Origin of the sequence: Aequorivita viscosa (assembly GCF_900106795.1) — a bacterium.
Lineage (GTDB): Bacteria > Bacteroidota > Bacteroidia > Flavobacteriales > Flavobacteriaceae > Aequorivita > Aequorivita viscosa.
Genome location: NZ_FNNS01000060.1, coordinates 1 through 1,447, shown reverse-complemented (window position 1 = coordinate 1,447; position 1,447 = coordinate 1). Strand labels below are relative to the sequence as shown.

Below are 1,447 nucleotides of genomic sequence, written 5' to 3'. Positions count from 1 at the left end.
AATGAAAAATATGCAAAAAACAGTGTTTTGGCTTAGTGCCTTAATCAAAATTATAGTAATTTAACACCGCACTGCGCATAGCCGTAACCGTTGTGGGAAATTAAAAAAAACCGAACAAATGATAAATCAAGCACGTTTTTCAGAAATAATTAAATCATTTTTGATAGAAAATTATCCTGAATTTACTGCAACTATTACTGAAAATGACGACAAATCATTTGATTGTGACTTGAGAAACCCAACAAATGAATTCTCAATTTGGATTGCAACATATAATTCAGAAATAACGATTGGAATAGAAGACCCAAATGGAAAAACTGATATTCATACTCATATCTCGTGTTACGAGGAAGAAGATATTGATGACGCATTAATAGAACTGACAAAAACTATAAAAGAAATAAAAAACGGAAAATTAATTTTGTATCATAGCGATATAAAAGGTTATCAATGGACAAATGATATAAAATTGGTTATTGAAAAGAAAAAAGCATCTGAAAAAATACGTCAGTTTACTTGGAACAAAAATTAGTATGAATAAATAACTGCACACAACACCGTGTATAAACCATTGCTGGGTCTGCGCTTATTTGGAAAATTCCTGCGGAATTTTCACGTAGATTTGTACTTGGAATGGTTCGTGCTTTAACACGCAACGGTCCATACACATAAACGTTGTAAAACATTTAAAAAAAACCTCGAACTTGAAATTTATATTGAAAATAATTTTAGTAGCAGTAGTTATGTTCGTAGTTGGAATAACTGTTTTTCTTATTGCATTTGGAGACCATACAAATAGAACGAATTTTAAAATTTACTCTGCCGACAAAAAACAATGTGTGACTATCATTACGCAAGGAAAAATGAGATATTTTATAAACGGAGAACACAATTCAGTTCCAAAAACGGAATATATAAAAATTGATAAAAGTGGAATTCCTCTTATTGGAGACGAAATCGGAATTTGTTGGAAAAATGAAAATTACGAATGGGAAATTGTAAATCACCAATCAAAAATTATCGATGTGAAATTAGACACTCTGAAATTTAAATTTAACACGAGTTGGGAGAAAGATAAATTTGGAATTCCAAGAACAACTAAATATACTCAACCGAACTGTGGAACAATTGGACTTCAGAATATGAAAACATATAGCGAAAATATAATTTTGGAAAACTGAACTGAATAAAAAACGTTTTACAACACCGTGTATAATTCATTGCTAGTTCTAGCCTACTTACGAAAGTCCTCGCGGACTTTCTATCTGTGATTTATTTGCTAAATTAGTAGCTTATAAACGCAACGAAATCATACACAATTCCGTTGTGGGAGAGTTTATAGAGGTAAATTTTGATGAAGTTTACCGTAAATCCGCAACCAAAAGTCAGGGCTTATTTTCGACAATTAAAACACGGTTTTTAGGCTGTGGAATCACAAAATCCCCTC

The 1,447-nt window shown here is 31.4% G+C and carries 2 protein-coding genes; both read left to right on the top strand.

Annotated elements, in window-relative coordinates:
* The first annotated feature begins 118 nt into the window (after positions 1-118).
* The gene (locus BLW28_RS15515; protein WP_073222369.1) at positions 119-532 is read left to right on the top strand and encodes a hypothetical protein; all 414 of its coding nucleotides are present in this window, start codon (positions 119-121) and stop codon (positions 530-532) included.
* A gap of 184 nt (positions 533-716) precedes the next feature.
* A complete protein-coding gene (locus BLW28_RS15510; RefSeq protein WP_073222372.1) occupies positions 717-1,181 on the top strand; it encodes a hypothetical protein in 465 nt (154 codons plus the stop codon).
* Positions 1,182-1,447 lie beyond the last annotated feature (266 nt).